We start from the raw sequence: 21,946 nt of genomic DNA, 5'->3' as shown, positions 1-21,946 counted from the left end.
TTATTTATAGATGGAAGCAGGATCTTTCAAGACCGGATCGACAGCGAGCCACTGTCCGTCCTTGAAAACGCTATAGAAGCAGGAGTGGCGACCGGTATGGCAGGCAATACCGGGATCATGCCCCTCTTGCGTGATCTTGAGCAAAACCACGTCGTTGTCGCAGTCGATGCGCATCTCGTGCACGGTCTGCACATGGCCTGACTCCTCGCCCTTGAACCACAGCTTGTTGCGCGAGCGGCTGAAGTAGACGGCACGCCCCAGCTCGGCGGTCTTTTCCAGTGCCTCGCGGTTCATCCAGGCGAACATGACCACGTCGCCGCTGCTTTGCTCCTGCGCAATCACGGGCACCAGTCCCTGCGCATCCCATTTGACTTGATCGAGCCAGCTCATTGCAGACCTTTGTTTTGTATAGCTGCCAGCGCAGGCCAGCAGACAACATCAACCACAAAACATATGGAAAGCTGCTTGTAGCCTGCGCAAGCCGCTCTCAAATTAACTTTTACAGGCGCACGGGAATGCCGCGTGCACGCATGCACTCCTTGGCCTGCTGCACGGTGTATTCGCCATAGTGGAAGATGCTCGCGGCCAGCACGGCATCGGCGCCGCCAATGGTCACGCCATCGGCCAGATCCTCCAGATTGCCGACACCGCCCGATGCAATCACCGGCACGGCCACGGCATCGGCCACGGCACGCGTGAGCTTCAGGTCGAAACCGCTCTTGGTGCCGTCCTTGTCCATGCTGGTCAGCAGGATCTCGCCGGCACCGCGCCTGGCCATCTCTTCGGCCCAGCGCACCACGTCCAGCCCCACGTTCTTGCGGCCGCCATGGCTGTACACATCCCAGCCCGGCCCCATGGGCGTGCCGCCGGGGCCGATGCGCTGCTCGTCCTCGGGCGTGCGGCGCTTGGCGTCGATGGCCACCACAATGCATTGCGCGCCGTACTTGTCGCTGCAGGCATTGATGGTGTCCGGGTTGGCAATGGCGGCGGAGTTGAAGCTGGTCTTGTCGGCTCCGGCATTGAGCAGACGACGCACATCTTCCACGCTGCGCACGCCACCGCCCACGGTCAGCGGAATGAAGACCTGCGAAGCCACGGCTTCGATGATGGGCAGAATCAGGTCACGGCCATCGCTGGTAGCCGTGATGTCCAGAAAAGTCAGCTCATCCGCACCCTGGGCGTTGTAGCGTGCGGCAATTTCCACCGGGTCGCCCGCATCGCGCAGCTCCAGAAAATTGACGCCCTTGACCACGCGGCCGCCGGTCACGTCAAGGCAGGGAATGATGCGTTTGGCAAGCATGGACCAGTCTCGGAATATCTACGAACAAGAAGGCCGAAGATACCACGGCCTCGCCGCTGCCTCCGGCATCTGCCAACGGCGCCCCCTTGCTGCTGCCATGGCATTGCCACCCGGCTTCGGCGGCACGCAGCCCGGCCACAGCCATCGCATCGCGAATCAAACCTGCGCGAGCTGAAACGATTCAATTCAACCGCTGCCTCAACCCATAAAGAGCAGCACAAAATCCCTGTGCTCCCAATTGAATAACAGTAAACACAGAGCCGGCCTCGGAATTTATTGTTTTCCGCCGCAATTTCTTTCCTGCATCAATATTCCGGCTGCGATTAACTGGCACACATAGGAGCATCGCCCACTCCTGACCGGGCATGCCGCGAGCGATCCGAAAAATACAGGCGCTGATATTCTCGATAAGCGGCCTCCAGGCCAGCGAAAAGCTGCACCGTCGAGAGCGGCATGCGACTGCGTGACAAGCAAAGCTATTGCAGGCAGATTGGGCTTCGGCAAGCCGCCTGGACGCCTGGACTCTTGGGCTGACAGCAATGCAAACAGTCCCGACCGGGAAGCGAAATACCTTAAATATTGTGTATAAAACCCCAATTCGGCATCCAAATATTCATGGCGTAAAAAGATGTTTCTTTTTACGCTGCATTCTTGTTCGGATTGTTTTTGCTAGTGAAACTATGAAAAAAATAAATCAATAGTTTTTAATACTTCGACAGTGTTGTCCCCATAAATAATTGACCGGACCCGGAAACCCATCCCGTTCGATGAATGTATTCAGGCATAGGTGATCATCATGGATATGAGACGCCAATATTTCGGTACCGACGGAATCCGTGGGCGGGCTGGGTATTTCCCCATCACGCCGGACTTCGCTCTGCATCTTGCCCATGTCGTCGGACGAATGCTTCATCGCAACGAAGAGCGCCCGACGGTGCTGATCGGCAAGGACACGCGCATCTCGGGGCACATGCTCGAAAGCGCCCTGGTGTCGGGCTTCAATTCCTCTGGCGTGGATGTGCTGCTGCTTGGAACGCTGCCTACACCGGGGGTGGCCTATCTCACGCGGGCCTTGCGGGCCAGTCTGGGAGTGGTCATCAGCGCCAGCCACAACACCTTCGAGGACAACGGCATCAAATTCTTCAGTGCCAAAGGCACCAAGCTGCCCTACGTCTGGGAGGTAGCGGTCGAGCAGATGCTGCTGGATGAGCCGCATTGGGTCCCGGCGATCGCACTCGGAAAGACCCAGCTCCTGGATGATGCCGCCGGTCGCTATATCGAGTTTTGCAAGAGCACTTGCGACCATGCGTTCACCTTGCGAGGACTGAAGATCGTGGTCGATGCCGGCCATGGTGCGGCCTATCAGATAGCGCCCATGGTCTTGCATGAACTCGGGGCTGAAGTGGTTGCCATAGGCTGCGCACCCGATGGCATGAATATCAACCAGGGGGCCGGAGCCGCACATCCTGAGCTCCTGGCCACGACTGTTTCCGGCTGCGGTGCGGATTTCGGCATCGCACTGGATGGCGATGCGGATCGCCTGCTGGTCGTCGATGCCGCCGGAAGGCTCTATAACGGGGACGAACTGCTGTATCTGATTGTCGCCGACCGCCTGGAGCATGACGAGAGCATTGCGGGTGCCGTCGGCACGCTGATGACGAATATGGCGGTGGAGCGGGCATTCGGGGTGCTGGATGTGGACTTCATGCGCACCAAGGTCGGTGACCGCTACGTGCTTGAAGAGCTCAGCCGCAGGGGCTGGACCTTCGGTGGCGAGGGGTCAGGCCATCTGCTGATACTGGACCGCCACAGCACGGGCGACGGTCTGGTGAATGCGCTGCAGATATTGCAGGCCTGTGTGCGCACCGGCCGCACGCTGTCGCAATGGCTGCTGCCGGTGCAGCTCTATCCCCAGGCCTTGCTCAATGTGCACTGGTCGCCAGACCGGGATTGGCGCAGCAATGCCTTGCTGGCACGAGTGCAGGCACAGGTCGAGGCCGAGCTGGGCTCTACCGGGCGTGTGCTGGTGCGTCACAGCGGCACGGAGCCGCTGCTGCATGTGATGGTGGAGGCTCAGGATGGCGATCAGGCCAGCCGCTGTGCCGAGCGACTGGTCACGGCTGCCAGAGATGGTTAGCCCGCTGATGCGGCTGCGCCGCTCATGCAGCAGATAGAGCCGGCACCAATGGCGGCCAGCATGAGGAGCTGGCTGACATACCCGAAGCGGAGCGTGAAAGATGATTTTGAGCAGGTACGAATGAAGAACGTCTGATACCAATTGACTCAAAGGGAGAACACAATGAATCAGGACTCCGAGGCTCTTCACGCCAAGCCAGACATCGCGCAGTTGCTCATCGTGTCCGGGACCAGGCCCGAAATCATCAAGCTGGCCCCTGTTTATCACGCACTGCAGGAGACGCACTGGGCCCGCCCCATCTGGCTGCACACCGGCCAGCATGGCGACATGGCCGCACAAATGCTGGATTGCTTTCATATCCAGCCCGATCATGTGCTGCAAAGGCAAGGAGGCTCGCTGCTGGAATTCGCTACAGGCTGCCGGACTCAACTGGAGTCCGTGCTCACGGTTACGAGCTGTGAGGCAGTGATCGTGCAGGGAGATACAGAGAGCGCGTTTCAGGGTGCATTGGCCGGCTTCTACCTCAAGGTGCCCGTCGTCCATGTCGAGGCCGGCCTGCGCACCTACAACCTGCACCGACCTTTTCCGGAAGAAGGTCTGCGGCAGATGATAGGGCGCATCGCCAGCCTGCATCTGGCCCCCACCCTGAGAGCCCAGCAGGCACTGGAGCGCGAAAACGTGGCCAAGGAAAACATCGAGATGACGGGCAACACCGTCGTCGATGCCCAGCTCTGGGCCAGCCAGCATCACCACATCCGTCGCCGCATGCAAGGCCGGGGCCATATCCTGGTGACCATGCACAGGCGAGAGAACTGGGGCCCCGATGTGGACCATGTGTGCGAAGCCATTGCCGATATCGCGCGCGAGTTTCCCCAGATGCCGGTGCTGTTTCCGGTCCACCTCAATCCGGTGGTCAAGGAGCCCGTATACCGGCTGCTGGGCGGACTGCCCAATGTCAAGCTGACAGAACCGCTGGATTACCTGGCCATGCAGCAGGCCCTGGCCGATGCCTGGCTGGTGCTGACCGATTCCGGCGGACTGCAGGAGGAGGCGCCGACCTTCAAGGTACCTGTGCTGGTCTTGCGCGACGAGACCGAGCGTCCCGAGGTGCTGGAAGCCGGCTGCGCCGCCTTGGTTGGAGCCGACAGAGGCAGGATCGTTCAGTCCGTGCGCCACCTGATGCATGACGATGCGGCCTATCGGAGCATGCAGGCCAGCAGCAACCCGTTTGGTGACGGGACTGCAGCACAGCGCACCGTAAAAAGACTGCACCAGATGCTCAGGCCTGATCAAGCTGGCCTGGCACAGAAAGCCGCAGAAAGGACGCCTCATGTCCTGGCTTGACCTGTTCACCGGATACCTCTATGTCCTCAAGAGCATCGCCATCGTCATTGCGGTAGTGATCTTCATCAGCGGACTGGACGATCTGTTCATCGACCTCTTTTACTGGGGGCGACGCACCTGGCGTGCACTGACCGTGTACTCGCGCCATGAGCAGATGAATCACAAGGCCTTGCTCGGGGTGGACGAGAAGCCGCTGGCCATCATGGTGCCCGCCTGGCAGGAGCATGGCGTGATCGGCAAGATGGCGCAGCTGGCGGCAACCACGCTGGACTATGAGAACTACCACATCTTCATCGGCACCTACCCCAACGACCCCCAGACCCACGCCGATGTGGAGCAGGTAAGAGCCCATTTCCCGAATGTGCACAGCGTGGTCTGCGCACGCCCCGGGCCGACCAGCAAGGCCGACTGCCTCAACAACGTGCTCGATGCCATCTTCCAGTTCGAGCAGCGCTCGGGCATCGAGTTTGCAGGTTTCATCCTTCACGACTCGGAAGACGTGCTGTCCAGGTTGGAGCTGAGACTGTTCAACTTTCTCGTGGATCGCAAGGATCTGATCCAGCTGCCGGTCTACCCCCTGGAGCGGCCGCTGCGCGAATTCACCGGCGGGCATTATCTGGACGAGTTTGCCGAGCTGCATGCCAAGGACATCGTGGTGCGCGAGGCCCTGGTGGGTCAGGTGCCCAGCGCCGGGGTCGGCACCTGCTTCAGCCGCCGCGCCATCACGGCGCTGCTGGAGATGGGCGACGGCGTGGCCTTCGACACCCAGAGCCTGACCGAGGACTACGACATCGGTTTCCGGCTCAAGCAGCTGGGTATGCGCGAGATCTTCGTGCGCTTTCCCGTGCACGATGCAGACCAGCCGGCCGACCCCGACCAGCCGCGCCGACACGGACGCAGCGCACGCGAAGCCAGCGTCATCTGTGTGCGGGAGTTCTTCCCCGATACGCTGAATGCGGCGGTGCGACAGAAGTCCCGCTGGATCACCGGCATCGTGATCCAGGGTTTCAAGACCCTGCGCTGGACCAAGAGCGGCGTGCTGAACTATTTTCTCTGGCGCGACCGAAAGGGAGCTCTCACCAATTTCGCCAGCTTTCTGGCCATGCTGCTGGCGATGCAGCTGATTGCCATCTGGCTCTACCAGCGCCTGGTACCGGACAGCTACCGGTTTCTATCCATCTTCCAGGGCGACTGGTGGCTGTACGCGCTGCTGGCCGCGAACTTCGTGCTGATGCTCAACCGCATTGCCCAGCGCATGTTCTTCGTCACCAGCTACTACGGCATCGTCCAGGGATTGATGTCGCTTCCGCGCCTGCTATGGGGCAATCTGGTGAACTTTCTGGCCAACTGGCGGGCCATCGCCCAGGCGCTGCAGGCCAAGGATATCCGGCGCATGGCCTGGGCCAAGACCGACCATGACTTCCCCATGCTGGGAGAGGGCCCCCGACTGCGCCAGCCCCTGGGACAGATACTGATCGCGCAAGGCGCCTTGACCGAGAGCCAGCTGCAGGAGGCCCTGGTACGACCCACTCCGGGCCTGCGTCTGGGCAGTGCGCTGGTGCACAAGGACCTGATCAGCACCGCACAGCTGGCCGCTGCAGTGGCCCAGCAGGCCGGGGTTTCCTGGGAGTTTCTGGGCGAGCGCCTGATCCCCGACGAGATCGCGGCGCTGCTGCCGGCACATCTGGCACTGCATTACAGCGTGGTGCCGCTGCGCGAGGAGGGAAAGACGCTGGTCCTGGCCAGCGAGTCAGTCATAGACCCGGTCTCGCATGCAGCCCTGGAGCGCAAGCTCGAGAGACCTGTGCGCTACCTCATTGCCCCCAAGGGAGAGGTCACGGTCGAGCTGCGGCGTCTGTATGCAAGACAGCATGGGGAGCCGGCTCGCGAACTGCTGGCCTGGGCCGTGGAGCGCAAACGCGTATCCGCCGAACAGGCGAAAGAGCTGTGGAAATTCTATGTGTCGCGGCAGCTGATGCTGGGCGAAGTGCTTCAAGCCCTGGGCCGCATCGACACGGCCGTGCTGAATGCCTTGCTGCTCAGACATGAGCAAGCCGATGACAGCCTGGGCCAGTTCCTGGTGAACCAGGGGGCGTTGACACAGGCCACGCTGGATGAAGCACTGCGACTGCAGCAACAGCTGCAGGTCACCATGGCGCAACTTTTGCGCCGCCTTGATGCCGCCCCGATCGTATCTGTTGCTGCTTAGGTGCCAATATATGAAGCTTTCTCGTCCTATTCTGGTTCTTTCCCTGGCATGCGCCACCCCATACGATGGTCTGGCGCAGACGGTGGATCTAGGTCCGGATATCACTCCCAGACAGCGCTTTCAGGTCTACCCCCGGATCGACAAGGCGTATGAGGCCATGGCGCGCGGCGATGGCCAGCGCGCCATCTCCGAGCTGCAGCAGGCTCAGCGTCTGGCACCGGACAACACCGAGATCGCCTTGCAACTGGCGGCAGCCCATCGCCGCTTTGGCCAACCCGCACAGGCCGAAGCCGTATTGAAAGCCCAGCTTCAGCGCCACCCTGGCGATGCGCGTCTGGCCCAGGCTCTGCGCGACATGCATCAGGGAGCCGTTCCAGCCAGACAGCCCGAGTCTCAAGCTCTGCCCGCTCCTGCGGCCAAGGAGCCGCCGAAGACGCCAGGCACGGCCACGCCTTCAGCAGCGACAACACCGGAGCCGGCAAAGGCGGCCGCATCGACAGCGGACACCACGCCGCGCCCGCGCAAGAGCCCGACCGCACAGGCAATGCCTGCTGGTTACGCCAAGGCCAGCCAGGCCTATGCCGCCACCGAGCGGCGCGACTTCGCGACGGCCTTGCCTCTGGCAAGGCAGGCCGTAGCTGCGGCCCCCGGGCGTCTGGACTACCAGCGCCTGCTGGTCTATCTGCTGGTGGAGAACGGGCGCTTCGACGAGGCCGAAGCCCGTGCAGCAAGACTGGACAAGGTCAAACAGCTGCAGTCGGACGCCGATTGGCAGATGCTGCGTACCTCCATACGCCAGCGCCAGGCTCTGCGCCCTTTCGAGCAAGCCTTGCAGGCCCGCGAGCAAGGCGACATGGCCAAGGCCCTGCGCCATGCCGAGTCCAGCGTGCGTCTGGCACCGCAGGCGCTGGCGCCGCGCCTGCAATGGCTGGGCCTGCTGCTTCAGGATGGGCAGGCGGCCCAGGCACAGCGTGTGGCAGAGCAAGGGCTGGCGCTGCAGCATGATCCTGCACTGCAGGTACTGCAGGGCGTGGCCCTGCATCTCCAAGGTCGCGGCATGGCCTCCGAACAGGCTTTCGACGCAGCGCTTGCCGCCCCCCATCTGTCGCGGTCGGAGCGGCAGAACTACGGCGTGATAGCCCTGGATGCAGCGCTGGCCGCCGGCCAGACAGAACGAGCCCAGCGGCTGGTGCAGGCGCTGGAGGCGGACAGCAATGCCGACGTCAACAGGCGCCGGGAACAGCTCAAGACGCTGCGCTCCTCAACCATGTCACGCAGCTACGAGCTGCCGCTGCCCCTGGTCAACTGCTTCAGCGCCGGCGATGTGCCCGGCTGCGAAATCTGGCCCGGTCAGCAAGCGCCGGACCCGGCATACAAAGTCGCACATGAAGCCTATCAAGCCTACAGCGATGGGCAATATGCCTTGGCGGCAGACAAGGCCGCTGCTGCCATACAACTCAACCCCGGACAACTGCCCTATCGCCAGTTGCGCCTGCAGGCATTGCTGGCTGCAGGCCAGAAGGCACAGGCACTTGAGGAGGCCGATCAAACACTGCAGCTTCAGCCCGATGCAGTCGAAGTGCTGGCCTTGCGCAGTCGTCTGCGTCGCGAGCAGGGTATGACCGAGGCTGCCAACGCCGACGCACAGACGGCCTTGCAGATGGGCGGCCTGTCCCTGTCCAGCGAGGTGGATCTGCTGCTTCAGCTAGGGCGGCGAGACGAGGCGGCAGCACGCTTTGCCCAGGCCACCGCAGAGCCCGAGATGCAGCAAAGCGCCGACCCCAATCTGGCCTATCTGGCCGTCCGCGTGGGGGACGATCGCAGTGCCTTGTCCATCTTCAACCGCGCACGTGACCAGAGCCGCCTGCCTGACACGGCACTGCGCGATGGAGCCTACGCGGCCAGCAGGCTGGCCGAGAACGATCAGTCCATCGACTACTTCAAGCAGGCCATTGCCGCAGCACATGACGGCAGACTCGCCATGACGCCGCAGCAGCAATATGAGACGCGGCGTGAAGTTGCCGACCGGGACCGCTCCTGGGGCATCAACACGTTGCTAGGCTATCGGGGCATTTCCCTGGGCGCGGCGGGCGCCCAGCCCGGCCTCTATGGCGACGTGGCCCAGCTCGTCAGCGAGGTGTACTGGCGCCCGCAGAAGTTCGGCGACGGCCGCTTCTGGGAGGTGTACGGAGGCGCTGCACAAACGGTCTACAGCCGCCACGATGTGCCCACGGGCGGAGAGACCACCCAGGGTGCCATCGGTATTCGAGCCAAGCCGCTGAGCGATCACAACCTCATACTCGCGGCCGAACGGCGCGTGCGCATCGGCTCGCTGTCCAGCAACGACTGGTTGCTGCGCATGGGATATTCGGGCGGTATGGGCACCGACCTGCGCGTGGATGTGCCCAGCTGGAACACGTTCAATATGTACGCCGAAGTGGGCCGTTTTATTCATCGCAAGCAGAACTACGCGACGTTCGAAGCCCAAGCAGGGCGCAGTTTCCGAATGGGGGGGGGCGACTCAAGACTGGTGCTGTTTCCGCATGCAGTCCTGGGCGCTGATTACAACTCTGAACGCACAGCCTCGGGCAAGCAAAGCTCGGTTGGCGCTGGCGTTGGTGTGAGCATGCGTTTCTGGTTCCGCGAGGACCGTGACCATGCGCCCCGCTCCTACCTCGACCTCTCCCTGCAGTATCGCGCCCGGCTTGCCGGGGACGACAGAGGGAAAGGCGTGTTTCTACGTGCCGCCTTGGTGTTTTGAGATGGCACGCCTTTAAGGCCCGAACCCATCGCCATTCTTAGAGTTTATGGAGATGGTGTTGTTCGACACTTTTTCTTTCTGCACTCCAGAAAGGAGACTCTCATGCACTCCCATGATCAAAGGCAGGCCACGCGCGCGCTGCTCGCGCTGGCGCTGCTGACCTGGGCCAACTGGACCCAGGCCTCCAACGTCATGCCGCCGCCATTGCCACCTGGGGCCTCCCAGATCCGCATGGATGTCGGTGCGTCCCCCGTAGAGCGCAAGCGCAACGAACGCGCGCACCACCACAAAGGACATTTCAAGAAGGATTTCACACGGGATGACACGCTGGACGAGCCGCCTGTCAAACCCGGCAACCCCTCCCCCGGCAATCCGCCGAAAGGCAAGCCCAATCCGGGCAGTCCATTCCGTGACCAGTAGCAATAAGCCTCACCGTGTAATGATCTCAGGAGAGTCTCATGAAAACCCTAGGACGCCTTCTTGGGGCATGGCTGCTGGCCATGCTCTTTGCGAGCCCTGGCGCCTTTGCGCAAACAGGTCCGCGCACACTGATCCTTTATGACGCGCCGCCCAATACGGCCTACACCAAGCTCGGCATGGGCTATGCCATCATGCTGCGCAATCTGCTGGGACATTTCGACAGCAAGGTCGATATGGTCGCGGTGCAGAACTACACGGCAGGGCAGCTCAGCGGCTACGACGCCACGTTCTATCTGGGCGCGTATTACGACAACCCGGTTCCTGCCGCCTTCATGACCGATGCTGCCAGCTCGAGCAAGACCATAGTCTGGTTCAAGTACAACCTCTGGCAGTTTGCCTGGGATCCGACCTACGGCTTCCAGTCCCGCTATGGCTTCAACCTGACGGCACTGCGCGGACTCAATGCAGCTCCGACATCAAGCAACACCGCACCGGGGTTCTTCGACACCATCACCTACAAAAGCCTGCCCTTTGTCAAATACTACGCATACGACAGCAGTACCGGAGCCGTGAATGCGGATCCCGATGTGGGGCTGACGGCCATCACCGATACCACCAAGGCCCAGAACCTGGTCTCCATGTCCAATCCAAAGACCGGCGAGCAGGCGCCCTATGTGGTGAGGTCGGGCAACTTCTGGTATGTGGCGGATCTGCCCTTCAGCTATATCGGACCACGCGATCGCTATCTCGTGCTGGCAGACATGCTGCATGACATGCTGGGGGTGAACCATGCCGAAAGCCACAAGGCCATGGTCCGTCTTGAAGATGTGAGCGCCTTGGTCAGTGTGACGGCAATGAAATCACTGACGGACTACCTCTACCAGCAACGGATCCCGTTTTCGATTGCGACCATTCCGTACTACAAGGATCCTCTTGGCGTCTACAACTCGGGAGTGCCGATGCAGGTACCCATGTCACTGGCGACCAATCTGAAGAGAGCTCTCAACTACGCACTGGTGCGCGGCGGCGAAATCGTGATGCATGGCTACACACACCAGTACAGCAATGTGCGCAATCGCTATACGGCCGTGAGTGGCGATGACTACGAGTTCTGGGACATTGTCAACAACAAGCCCGTGCCGGAAGACTCGACATCCTGGGCGTTGGGACGTTATCGAGCCGGCCTGCTGGAGCTATCTCTCAATGGATATCGCGCGACAGCCTGGGAAACCCCGCACTACCAGGGCTCGGCGCTGGCATCCAAGGCCAGTACGCAGGTCTTCCCCAAGACTTATCAACGCGTGGTGTACTACACCGCAGACAAGCCCAATTTCACTGCATCGGTGGAGAAGGATTTTGCCGTGGGCCAGATCTTCCCCTACCCCATCCAGACCGACTACTACGGGCAGAAAGTGTTGCCGGAAAGCCTGGGTAACATCGAATACGACATTCATCAGATCGACCCGACTTCCTCCTTCAACTACACATGGCAGGACATTCTCACCAATGCCCAGTATGTGAAGACGGTACGTGACGGTTATGCCTCGTTCTTCTTCCACCCGTTCTGGCTGGAGCCGCAGGTTGGAACCCCTGGCCTGGCGGACTTCAAGAGCCTTGTCAGTGGCATCTCCAATCTGGGCTTCACCTGGACGGTTCCGAGCCAGCTGCCATGAAAGAAAAGCGCTTTCTCCGAAAGGAGAAAGCGGCTCGATCCATAGATATGACGATGGAACAATGCAACAGACGCGAGGCACTGGGCCTGGCCTGGGCGCTGAGCTGCTGCCTGCCCGAGGCACAGGCCAAGCCCGGCCTGCGTCTGCCCGGCATGGTCTGGCAGCCCAGTGCCGACACTTTGCGGCCCCATGGAACATGGCAGCGTCTGGGCATCCGCCGCCTGCTGGTGCAATGGACGGCCGTGGACAATCTGAGCCTGGTGCCCGGCACTTACCTGCCCTCCATGAGCCGCAATCTCCCGGACTGGGAGCGCATCGCGGCCGAGCCCTGGGCGCAGGAGCTGATTCTCGGCCTGGCCGGCATGCATGACGAGGCCAAGGCCCGCGCCAGTCTCGCGGATCTGGCAATGCAGTCATATGCCTTGAAAGCAGCGATCACAGCGCTGCCACTGCGGGTTGCCGGCTGGTACTTCCCGGTCGAAATCGATCCGACCTGGGCTACGCCCAGCCTTCTCACCGAGGTTCTCAACAAGCTGCCGCGTCCGCTGTGGATCAGCGCCTACGACAATGCCAACATGGGTCCCCAGGCGCTGGTTGACTGGATCATGCGCTGGATACCTGAAGATGTGGGCGTGTTTTTCCAGGATGGAGTCGGCGTGCACGCGCGCACTCCCAGCGTGGCACGCGAATACCTGCAAATGCTGACCGCCCATCTGGGCCAGGCGCGGGTACGGGTGATTGCCGAGGCTTTCCGGCCTGCGCCGGGTGGTGGCTTTCGCAGTGCCATGGCAGAGGAGTTTCTGCCGCAGCTGACGGCCTACCAAGGCTGGACGGTCTTCGCCTTCGACGGCCCGCATTATCTGAACCCGCCTCTGGTCGATGCCTTGGCGGATGCCCTGGGCAGCAAACCCCGCTGAGCCGTCTTCCGCCCTGCTACTGCGGCTTGGGCCCATGGAGCCGGCGACAGGATTGAACAGATCGGCGGCCTGCAGGTCTGCGCACGTGGACCGATCCAGACTCGGGGTGGCCTCACCCCTGCCCGTTCAGCGCTTCAAAAGCATTCGAAGGTCTGCGCCGCCTTCCAGCGCTGATCAGGCCCAAGAACCACAGGCGCATCAATGGCCGCTGCCTCCACGCACAGCATCTGCTGCCAGCTGTCGACTTCCATGTCCTTGAGCGTGGCACACAGCGCAGGGCCTGGATTCCAGACCACGGTTTCGCTCCAGGATGCATCCTGGGCAAGCTGCAGCCAGGGCAGGCCCGAGCTTTGCAGCTGCACGGCTGCAGCAGCACGGGGATAGACGCGATCGGTCTCCGTACCGAAGCTGACGCGGCCCTCCTGCATGACATGGGTGTCCGGCTGAGCCGCAGCAGCATCCCAGTAGCTCAAACCTTCGAGGCCATGCAAGCTGGCCTGCTCGACCTGGGCCACACGCAGATAGCCGTGCAAGGCCGCGGTAAAGGACAGGTCCTGCCGGCCGCGGTTATGCACGGCCAGTTCCACGCGCAACATGCCGGGCCTGAGCTCGACCCTGAGCATGGCCTCAAAGGCATGCGGCCAGACGGCGCGCGATGCCTCGCTGTCCGTCAGGCACAAGGAGATTTGCACACCACCCTCGCCCGATGGCTGCGCAGCATCGGCCTGCCAGCGACTGAGGCGCGCAAAGCCATGTTTGACCAGGGGGCCGCGTTGATTGAACTGAGGGAAACAGACCGGAATGCCGCCGCGAATGGCGCTCTGGCCGTCATGGGCCGCCCTGGGACTGAGGAACAAACGTTCCTGCCCCAGGCCGATCCAGGACAGCACCTGGGCGCCCTGCAGACAGATCAGCACCGAATCCCCCTGCCCCAGCTTCAAAGCAATGGCAGGGAGTCCTTTCCAGTCAACGGCCTGGGCCTGAAACGTCAAGTCACTCACCCGTGAGCTCGTCCGCACGCTCCTGGCCAGCGGCGAAGTCCAGATCGCCGGTATAGATGGCGCGGCCGCATATAACGCCTTCCACGCCCTCGTCCTGCACCTTGCACAGCGCTTCGATGTCGGCCATGCCGGCCAGACCGCCCGAGGCGATGACCGGAATCTTCAGCGACTGGGCCAGCTTGACGGTGGCGTCGATGTTGATGCCGCTGAGCATGCCGTCACGACCGATATCGGTGTAGATGATGGATTCCACGCCCCAGTCTTCGAAGCGCTTGGCGGTTTCGATTACATCCTGACCGGTGAGCTTGCTCCAGCCGTCGATCGCCACCTTGCCGTCCTTGGCGTCCAGGCCCACGATGATGTGGCCGGGAAAGGCGCTGCAGGCATCCTGCAGGAAACCGGGGTTCTTCACGGCAGCGGTGCCGATGATCAGGTACTCGATGCCCAGATCGATGTAGCGCTCGATGGTGTCCAGATCACGGATGCCACCGCCCAGCTGAACGGGAATCTCGCCATCGACTTCCTTGAGGATGCTCTTGATGGCCGACAGGTTCTTGGGCTGGCCCGCAAAGGCGCCGTTCAGGTCTACCAGGTGCAGGCGACGGGCCCCCTCATCCAGCCATTTGGCGGCCATGGCTGCGGGGTCTTCACCGAAAGTGGTGGACTGGTCCATATCACCCTGAATCAGGCGAACGCAGTGGCCGTCCTTGAGGTCGATAGCGGGGATGAGCAACATGATGGTGATCTGCTAGCAAGTTTGGCCGTCAGAAATGGCCAGTGCACAAAGAAAAACTTCAGGGCTTCCAGCCCAGGAAGTTGCGGAACAGCGCCAGCCCCTGGTCCGAGCTTTTCTCGGGGTGGAACTGGGTTGCGAAAATATTATCGCGTGCGACGGCACATGCAAAGAGGCCGCCATAGTCGGCCTCGGCCGCGCAATGCGCGCTTTGTTGCACCTGCGCATAAAAGCTGTGCACAAAATAGTAGAAGCTGCCGTCGGGAATGCCGGCCCACAGCGCATGGGGCTTGCCGCCCTGCTGCGTCTGCTGCACCTGGTTCCAGCCCATTTGCGGCACCTTGAAACGACTGCCGTCGGCCTGCGTCCTGCCTTCGAGATCGAACTTGCGCACATTGCCGGGAATCAGCCCCAGGCCCGGCACATCGCCTTCGTCGCTGTGGTCGAGCAGCATCTGCATGCCCACGCAGACGCCGAACAGCGGCTTGTTGGCAGCCGCATCGAGCACGGCCTGCTGCAGGCCGGATTCGCGCAGCTCGCGCATGCAGTCGGGCATGGCGCCCTGACCGGGCAGGACTACGCGGTTGGCGGCAAGGACCACCTCGGGATCGGCCGTGACGACCACGTCCCAGCCGGTATCGGCCGCGGCCGTGCGTACCGCCTGCGAGACCGAGCGCAGATTGCCCATGCCGTAATCGACCACGGCTACGGTGTTGTTCTTCAAACTCATAGCAGCTACCGCTTGTCGAGATTTGATTTTCTAAAGATAGCGCCTTGCATTCACTGCATATCAAGCGCTACCAGCTCCTGATTAGAGAGCACCCTTGGTGGACGGAATCACACCTGCCATGCGCTCATCATGCTCCAGCGCAAAGCGCATGGCGCGGGCGAAGGCCTTGAAGATGGTTTCGCACTGGTGGTGGGCGTTGAAGCCCTTGAGATTATCGATGTGCAGCGTCACTCCGGCGTGGTTGACAAAGCCCTGGAAGAATTCGAAAACCAGCTGCGTATCGAGCTGACCGATGCTGCCGGCGGTGAACTTCACATCCATGTGCAGACCGGGACGGCCCGAGAAGTCGATGACGACGCGGCTCAGGGCTTCGTCCAGCGGCACATAGGCATGACCGTAGCGGCGAATGCCTTTCTTGTCGCCGATGGCCTTGGCGAAGGCCTGGCCCAGGGTGATGCCGATGTCCTCCACCGTGTGGTGGCCGTCGATGTGCAGATCGCCCGCACATTCGATGTCCATGTCGATCAGGCCGTGGCGCGCGATCTGGTCCAGCATGTGGTCGAGAAAGCCGATGCCGGAGTTCAGGCTGGCCTTGCCAGTGCCGTCGAGGTTGACGCGCACGGCGACGCGGGTCTCGGCCGTGTTGCGCTGCACTTCGGCAATGCGCGGCAGGTTCTGGGCGATGGAGGGGACGATATTGCTCATAGGCTTTCTTTCAGTGCCGCCAGCATCTGGGCGTTTTCTTCGCGGGTACCCACGGTCAGGCGCAGGCAGTTGTGCAGCAAGGGGTGCATGGCCGATACGTTCTTGACCAGCACGCCGCGCTGCTTCATCTCGATCTGGGCCTTGCCGGCATCGCGCACGCGCAGCAGCACCATATTGGCTTCGGAAGGCCAGATTTTTTGCACACCATCCAGCAGGGCCAGGGCATCGATCAGCGGCTGGCGTTCGGCACGGATGGCAGCAGCCTGCTCGGCGTACAGGGACTCGTGCTGCAGCGCAAAAATCGCCGTCTCGCAGTTGAGCACGCTGATGTTGTAGGGCGGGCGCACCTTGTCGATCTCGTTGACGATGGCCGAAGGGCCGATCAGATAGCCCAGGCGCGCACCGGCCAGACCGAACTTGGACAGCGTGCGCATCAGCAGCACATGGGCGTTGCGCGCGGGGTCGGCCTTCATGCGGGTGATCCAGCTGCGGCTGGCGAAGGGCTGATAGGCCTCGTCCATCACGACCAGACCGCCAACCTCGGCCACGGCGTCGATCACGGCCTGCACCTTGTCCTCGGCCCACAGCGTGGCGGTGGGATTGTTGGGATAGGCGATATAGGTGATGGCAGGCTGGTGCTCGGCAATGGCGACCTGCATGGCCGGCACATCCAGGTCAAAGTCGCCCGTCAGATTCACGCCCACGAAATCCAGGCCCTGCAGCTTGGCAGACAGCGGATACATCACAAAGCCCGGCATGGGCGCCAGCATCTTGGCGCGCTCGTTGTTGCAGGGCTGGGCCGTGGCCAGCGCCAGCAGGGTGATGATTTCGTCCGAGCCATTGCCAAGCAGCACCGAGGTACCGGCCGGAGCACCGGCGTAGTCGGCCAGCATCTGCTTGAGCACCTCCTGACGCTCGCCAGGGTAGCGGTTGATTTCCAGACCGCCCAGATGCTCGCCCAGCTTTTTCTGCAGCTCGGGCGGCAGACGGTAGGGGTTCTCCATCGTGTCCATCTTGAGCAGGCCCTGCGCGGGCTGCACATGGTAGCCCTGCATGGCGCGTACATCGGCGCGAATGCGTTGCAGGGCTTTGGTCTGGATGTCTTGAGCAGTCATGGGTTCACTCCTTCACACAAGGCTTGCGTTGGCCAATGCAGTCGATACCGATCGCTGCGATTGTGGCGCTCAAGCCTCAAGATTCTGCGTGGCGGCTTGCTCCAGCGGATGCACCACGGTTACGCCGCCAAACTCCGCCCCGTGGGGCAAATGCAGGCTCAGCATCTGATTGCAGCCACTGTGCTGGGCGCAGGCCACGGCCAGGCAGTCGCCAAAGTCCAGCGCATGGCGAGCCTGCACGGCCCAGGCCGTCTCCAGCGTGGCGGCGTCGGTCTTCCAGGGCGTCCAGGTCTGGTAGCGACGGATGGCTGCGCGGGCATCGCCCTGCGGCAGGGGCAGGGCTGCAGTGGTGGCCTGGTCATAGAACTCCACCAGCGCCTGGTTGCTGGTGCGGCCGCTACGGCTGCGCCACAGCAGATCCAGCCATTCCAGCGTGGCCGCATACAGCGCACCGCCAGCCGCATCTTCCGCGGCGATCAGCACCGAGGTATCGACAAACACGGGGTTCACCTGGCCACCTCGGTTTCGGCATTGCTTTGTACTGCAGCACGCTTGCTGCTGGCACTGCGCGCCAGGGACTTGGCCGACTGGCCGGCAGCTTGCCAGGTCCGCTCGTCCGTGCGCCAGGCCAGGTAGGCACGCTCGTAGGCGTCCTCGCGCTGCATCAGCTCGGCCATGAAGTCACCCAGCATGCGCGACACACTGCTGCCACGCCTGGCCGCTTCAATGCGCGCCCAGTCAAGCACGCCGTCTTCGACGGTGATGGTGACGTTCTTCATGGCCTGCATGGTACACGAATTTCGTGCAACACGAAATTCGTGTTGAATTTCAAATTGCCAGAATGGCCTGCTGGAATCCATACTGCAGAGCAAAAAACAGTTCGCCAGGAACTTGCCCCTCTGCAAGCGCAGGCCCACCAACCGGGAGGAGAAATCATGAGCCAGCAATCCGAGACCACATGGACCAGACGCCAGATGCTCGATCGCACCGTCCGCGCCGGAGCCGGTCTGGGCATCGCGGCCGGCTCCGGGCTGGCTCTGGCGGGCTGCGGCGGAGACGACGTACCAGCAAAAGGCCTGAGCGCCGCGGAGGCAGCCGGGCGACTACCCGAACTGGCTGCGACGCTGCGCCGTGTCAGCGGTGTTCCGGGCATGGCCTGGGCCGTGGTCCAGGGCGCGCAAACGCTTGTCGCCCAAGGCCTGGGGCTTTGCGAGACCGGAGGCAGTGCAGCCGTGAATGCCGACACCGTGTTCCAGCTAGCCTCGGTCTCCAAATCCCTGGCTGCCACCGTCGTGGCGCGCCAGGTCGGCCTGGGACGGGTCTCCTGGGACAGCCGCATGCAGGACTTGCTACCCTGGTTTGCGCTGCGCAATCCGGGCAGCAGCGCGGTGCTGACCGTGGGCGATCTGTTTGCCCACCGCAGCGGCCTGCCCGACCATGCGGGCGACAAGCTCGAGGAGCTGGGCAATGACCAGCAGGTGGTGCTGGAGCGGCTGCGTCTGCTGCCCGTCAAACCGCTGCGCAGCGAATACGCCTACACCAATGCCGGGCTGACTGCCGCCGCCGTGGGCGTCGCAGGCGCTGCCAATACCGACTGGGCGAGTCTGTCTCGCCAGACCCTGTATGCGCCTCTGGGCATGACGCGAACCACATCGGTCTATGCCGAATTCATGCAGCAGGCCAACCGTGCCAGCCCGCATGTGCGCGTCGATGACGGCAGCTGGCAGCGCGGCACGCCGCGCAATGCCGACCCCCAGTCACCGGCCGGCGGCGCCAGCTCCAGCGTCAACGACATGGCGCGCTGGCTGTCTTTGCTGCTGGCGCAGGGGCGCTGGCAGGGACAGCAGCTGGTCGCCCCAGCGGCCCTGCAAGCCGCCTGGCAGCCACAGGCGCCGGGAGGGCACTACGGCTTCGGCTTCAATGTCGCAGCGACCGATGGCGGGCTCAAGTTCCTCAGCCATTCGGGCGCCTTCATGCTGGGCGCGGCCACCTGCTTCATGCTCATTCCCTCGCTGGACGCCGCCGTCATCGTGCTCACCAACGGCATGCCCATCGGCGTTCCCGAAACCCTGTGTCGCCAGTTCGTGGACCTGATGGAGACCGGCCGCCTCACGCAGGACTGGTGGTCGCTGTACAGCGAAAAGATCGCTCCGCTGATGGCGCCCACGGGCTCCCTGCTGGGCCAGCAGCCTCCGTCTGCGCCCCAGCCGCCGGGCGCGCTGCAGCGCTATGCGGGAAGCTATGACAACGCCTACCACGGCCCGGTGCAGGTCAGCCTCGTCGACAACCGGCTGCAGCTAAGCATAGGCCCGCAAGCCCAGACCTATGTGCTGCAGCACTGGAACGGCAGCCAGTTCTGCTTTGTCCCGGGCAACGAAAGCGCAGCTCCGCACAGCATTTCGCTGGCGGTCTTCGAGGCAGGTGACGCAGCGCCGGCCCAAAGCCTCTGGCTGGAGTTCTATGACGACGACGGATTGGGCCAGTTCAGCAGACGGGCCTGAGAGGCGCTGCGGCTGCAGGCGGCAGCGCCAAAGACCTCAGCGCCGGTACTGCGGCGGCGGGGCATATCTGCCGTCGGCGGGAAAAGCCGCAGGCTCGGCCGCGCCGCGGCGCCCGGGCGCAGGCTGAGCGGCATCGCGCCCCTGCAGCCGGACTTCAAACAGGGCCGCTCCGATCACGCCCACGTTGCGGGCGTCGCCAGCCGGGGTGTTGCCGGCATAGGCACGCTCCTTGCCGGCAAAGCGAAAGGCAGCCACTTCACGCTGGCTCTTGCGAAAACCCTCGATGCGCAGGGTCTCGCCGGGACGCAGCAGATAGCCGGCGCTGTGCACGCTGCCGGCCTGGCCGGTGAGCACATCCAGGCCGTCCACCGTGGCAACGACCTCATAGTGACGCTGGCTGCGGTTGCTGTAGACCAGCTCGTAGCGCTCGCCATGACGGCCGGCCAGCTGATAGTCCCGAGCTCCGCGCATGGTGTAGATGGGCAGCGGCCGGCCTTGCCCGTCCTGCACCACCCACTCCACGTCGCCGTCGGCCAGCTGCACGCTGAGCTGCTGATCAATGCTGCGTCCCAGGGCGCGGCGGATGCTGGCCTCATCGGAGTAGCGCAGCTGTGCCACGGTGCGCGGGCGCTCAGGATCCAGGCGCGCAGCTTCCACGGTCCGTGTGACCGACTCTCGCCCTTCCCCCCATTGCGTGCCCAGTGTGGACTCGACCCTGGGCGTGCGCGGCGCTGCCGATCCGCGCTCGGCGACCTGCAAGGCATCCTGCGCCGAAGGCGGTGCACCGCAGGCGGCCAGCCCGGCGACCAGCAGCAGTCCGCCCAGCAGCCGCCAGCCGCGTTGCTGCCAGGAACTCATGACCTGATTCATCTTCACGCTCCCTTGTTGTGATTGGCTATGGAATGCTGCGCTGCCACGCAGCCCGCCGAGTGTCACCGCAAATCCACGCTTTCCCGCGCCAGGAAACATATGGAGACGATTTGCCCCGGGACGACGGACATGTGGATCTGCCTGGCAACGAAAAAAGCCGTGGACAGGCCACGGCTTCAGGGGGCAGGTGCTCGCCGGTTTACTTCAGGCGCATTTCGGCAGCCCTGGCATGGCCCTGCAGGCCTTCGCCATAGGCCAGCACGGCGGCGGTCTTGCCCAGGATCTGGGCACCGGCCTCGCTGACTTCGATGATGGAGCTGCGCTTCTGGAAGTCGTACACCCCCAGCGGCGAGGAAAAGCGCGCCGTACCGCTGGTCGGCAACACGTGATTCGGGCCGGCGCAATAGTCGCCCAGGCTCTCCGAGGTATAGGCACCCAGGAAGATGGCGCCGGCGTGCCTCAGCAAAGGCTCCCAGCGATGCGGGTCGCGGCTGGAGACTTCCAGATGCTCGGGCGCGATGCGGTTGCTGATCGCGCAAGCCTCTTCCATGTCCTTGGTCAGGATCAGCGCGCCACGGTCGCTCAGGCTCTTGGCGATGATGGCCTTGCGCGGCATCTCGGGCAGCAGGCGGTCGATCGCGGCCTGAACGGCATCGAGATAGGCAGCATCGGGGCACAGCAAGATGGACTGGGCCAGCTCGTCGTGCTCGGCCTGGCTGAACAGATCCATGGCCACCCAGTCGGGCGGGGTCGTGCCGTCGGCCAGCACCAGGATTTCAGAAGGACCGGCAATCATGTCGATGCCCACGATGCCGAACACGCGCTTCTTGGCGCTGGCCACATAGGCATTGCCGGGGCCGGTGATCTTGTCCACCTTGGGCACGGTGGCCGTGCCGTAAGCCAGAGCGGCCACGGCCTGGGCGCCGCCAATGGTGAAGGCGCGATGCACGCCCGCCACATAGGCAGCAGCCAGCACCAGCGGGTTCTTCTGACCCTGCGGCGTGGGCACGACCATGATGATGTCCTGCACACCGGCCACATGGGCGGGAATGGCGTTCATCAGCACGCTGGACGGATAGGCGGCCTTGCCGCCGGGCACGTAGATGCCCACACGGTCCAGCGGCGTGACCTTCTGGCCCAGCAGCGTGCCGTCCTCGTCGCGGTAGCTCCAGCTCTCGCCATTGGCCTTCTTCTGCGCCTCGTGATAGCTGCGCACACGGCGTGCCGCCGACTCCAGCGCTTCACGTTCGGCACCGGGCAGGCTCTCGAAAGCGGCTTTCAGCTCTTGCTTGGTCAGCTCCAGCGCAGCCATGGAATCGGCCTGCAGGCCGTCAAAGCGGGCCGTGTACTCGAGCACGGCGGCATCACCACGCTGCTGTACATCGGCCAGGATATCGGCCACGCGCTGCTCGATGGCTGCGTCCGTGTCCGCCGACCAATGCAGACGCTGGGCAAAATCATGCTCGAACTGGGCATCAGCGGTTGAAAGACGGGCGGGAGCAGCTACGAATTCCATAGTATTTACCTGTG

19 protein-coding genes are annotated in these 21,946 nt (G+C 63.0%); 8 read left to right on the top strand and 11 right to left on the bottom strand.

Translation table 11 applies throughout. The features are described 5' to 3' along the window. Positions 1–429 carry a phosphoribosyl-AMP cyclohydrolase gene (hisI, locus tag F0P97_RS04050; protein ID WP_255538961.1) on the bottom strand — a complete coding sequence of 143 codons (429 nt, stop codon included), beginning with the start codon at positions 427–429 and terminating at the stop codon, positions 1–3. Positions 430–499: 70 nt separating this feature from the next. After that, entirely contained in the window at positions 500–1,300 is an 801-nt protein-coding gene (hisF, locus tag F0P97_RS04045) for an imidazole glycerol phosphate synthase subunit HisF (RefSeq protein WP_003058607.1), read from the bottom strand. 802 nt (positions 1,301–2,102) lie between these two features. Here hisF and glmM point away from each other — a divergent pair. The 7 genes from glmM (at position 2,103) to F0P97_RS04010 (ending at position 12,761) form a co-directional block, all read left to right on the top strand. Beyond that, the gene (gene glmM / locus F0P97_RS04040) at positions 2,103–3,437 is read left to right on the top strand and encodes a phosphoglucosamine mutase (protein ID WP_182287100.1); all 1,335 of its coding nucleotides are present in this window, start codon (positions 2,103–2,105) and stop codon (positions 3,435–3,437) included. 162 nt (positions 3,438–3,599) lie between these two features. Next, positions 3,600–4,781, top strand: coding sequence for a non-hydrolyzing UDP-N-acetylglucosamine 2-epimerase (wecB, locus tag F0P97_RS04035; protein WP_182285719.1), 1,182 nt, complete (start codon positions 3,600–3,602; stop codon positions 4,779–4,781). After that, positions 4,768–6,990, top strand: a complete 2,223-nt coding sequence (gene nrfB / locus F0P97_RS04030) for a cyclic di-3',5'-guanylate-activated glycosyltransferase NrfB (RefSeq protein ID WP_182285718.1) — start codon at positions 4,768–4,770, stop codon at positions 6,988–6,990. Before wecB ends, nrfB begins: the two co-directional genes overlap by 14 nt. Positions 6,991–7,000: 10 nt before the next feature. Next, positions 7,001–9,751, top strand: coding sequence for an NfrA family protein (locus F0P97_RS04025; protein WP_182285717.1), 2,751 nt, complete (start codon positions 7,001–7,003; stop codon positions 9,749–9,751). Positions 9,752–9,853: 102 nt separating this feature from the next. After that, the gene (locus F0P97_RS04020) at positions 9,854–10,171 is read left to right on the top strand and encodes a hypothetical protein (RefSeq protein ID WP_182285716.1); all 318 of its coding nucleotides are present in this window, start codon (positions 9,854–9,856) and stop codon (positions 10,169–10,171) included. A 38-nt stretch (positions 10,172–10,209) separates the two neighbouring features. Then, on the top strand, positions 10,210–11,844 hold the full coding sequence (locus F0P97_RS04015) for a DUF2334 domain-containing protein (RefSeq protein ID WP_182285715.1): 1,635 nt from the start codon (positions 10,210–10,212) through the stop codon (positions 11,842–11,844). A gap of 47 nt (positions 11,845–11,891) precedes the next feature. Continuing rightward, a complete protein-coding gene (locus tag F0P97_RS04010) occupies positions 11,892–12,761 on the top strand; it encodes a DUF4434 domain-containing protein (RefSeq protein ID WP_232538124.1) in 870 nt (289 codons plus the stop codon). Between the two features lie 134 nt (positions 12,762–12,895). Here the strand turns inward: F0P97_RS04010 and F0P97_RS04005 are convergent, their stop codons facing one another. From F0P97_RS04005 to F0P97_RS27430, 7 genes are all read right to left on the bottom strand, one after another. Next, positions 12,896–13,762 (bottom strand): D-hexose-6-phosphate mutarotase, encoded by an 867-nt coding sequence (locus F0P97_RS04005; RefSeq protein ID WP_182285713.1) that lies wholly within the window; start codon positions 13,760–13,762, stop codon positions 12,896–12,898. Continuing rightward, positions 13,755–14,498, bottom strand: coding sequence for a 1-(5-phosphoribosyl)-5-[(5-phosphoribosylamino)methylideneamino]imidazole-4-carboxamide isomerase (gene hisA / locus F0P97_RS04000; RefSeq protein ID WP_182285712.1), 744 nt, complete (start codon positions 14,496–14,498; stop codon positions 13,755–13,757). Before hisA ends, F0P97_RS04005 begins: the two co-directional genes overlap by 8 nt. 58 nt (positions 14,499–14,556) lie before the next feature. Further along, complete coding sequence (gene hisH, locus F0P97_RS03995; protein ID WP_182285711.1) at positions 14,557–15,225, bottom strand: imidazole glycerol phosphate synthase subunit HisH; 669 nt, start codon at positions 15,223–15,225, stop codon at positions 14,557–14,559. Between the two features lie 81 nt (positions 15,226–15,306). Then, a complete protein-coding gene (gene hisB / locus F0P97_RS03990; protein WP_003058637.1) occupies positions 15,307–15,930 on the bottom strand; it encodes an imidazoleglycerol-phosphate dehydratase HisB in 624 nt (207 codons plus the stop codon). Beyond that, positions 15,927–17,045 (bottom strand): histidinol-phosphate transaminase, encoded by a 1,119-nt coding sequence (gene hisC, locus F0P97_RS03985; RefSeq protein WP_182285710.1) that lies wholly within the window; start codon positions 17,043–17,045, stop codon positions 15,927–15,929. The genes hisB and hisC overlap by 4 nt, the downstream gene beginning before the upstream one ends. Positions 17,046–17,114: 69 nt before the next feature. Then, positions 17,115–17,546 (bottom strand): PIN domain-containing protein, encoded by a 432-nt coding sequence (locus F0P97_RS27435; protein ID WP_232538123.1) that lies wholly within the window; start codon positions 17,544–17,546, stop codon positions 17,115–17,117. A 5-nt stretch (positions 17,547–17,551) separates the two neighbouring features. Further along, positions 17,552–17,824 (bottom strand): hypothetical protein, encoded by a 273-nt coding sequence (locus F0P97_RS27430; protein ID WP_232538121.1) that lies wholly within the window; start codon positions 17,822–17,824, stop codon positions 17,552–17,554. 156 nt (positions 17,825–17,980) lie between these two features. Here F0P97_RS27430 and F0P97_RS03975 point away from each other — a divergent pair, with 156 nt between their 5' ends. Next, the gene (locus tag F0P97_RS03975) at positions 17,981–19,546 is read left to right on the top strand and encodes a serine hydrolase (protein ID WP_182285709.1); all 1,566 of its coding nucleotides are present in this window, start codon (positions 17,981–17,983) and stop codon (positions 19,544–19,546) included. A gap of 36 nt (positions 19,547–19,582) precedes the next feature. Here F0P97_RS03975 and F0P97_RS03970 read toward each other — a convergent pair whose 3' ends face one another. Continuing rightward, positions 19,583–20,515 carry a hypothetical protein gene (locus F0P97_RS03970; RefSeq protein ID WP_182285708.1) on the bottom strand — a complete coding sequence of 311 codons (933 nt, stop codon included), beginning with the start codon at positions 20,513–20,515 and terminating at the stop codon, positions 19,583–19,585. 100 nt (positions 20,516–20,615) lie between these two features. Next, entirely contained in the window at positions 20,616–21,932 is a 1,317-nt protein-coding gene (gene hisD, locus F0P97_RS03965) for a histidinol dehydrogenase (RefSeq protein ID WP_182285707.1), read from the bottom strand. Between the last annotated feature and the right edge of the window lie 14 nt (positions 21,933–21,946).

Source organism: Comamonas testosteroni (assembly GCF_014076415.1).
GTDB lineage: Bacteria > Pseudomonadota > Gammaproteobacteria > Burkholderiales > Burkholderiaceae_C > Comamonas > Comamonas testosteroni_F.
This window is presented reverse-complemented; position numbering and strand designations above follow the sequence as displayed.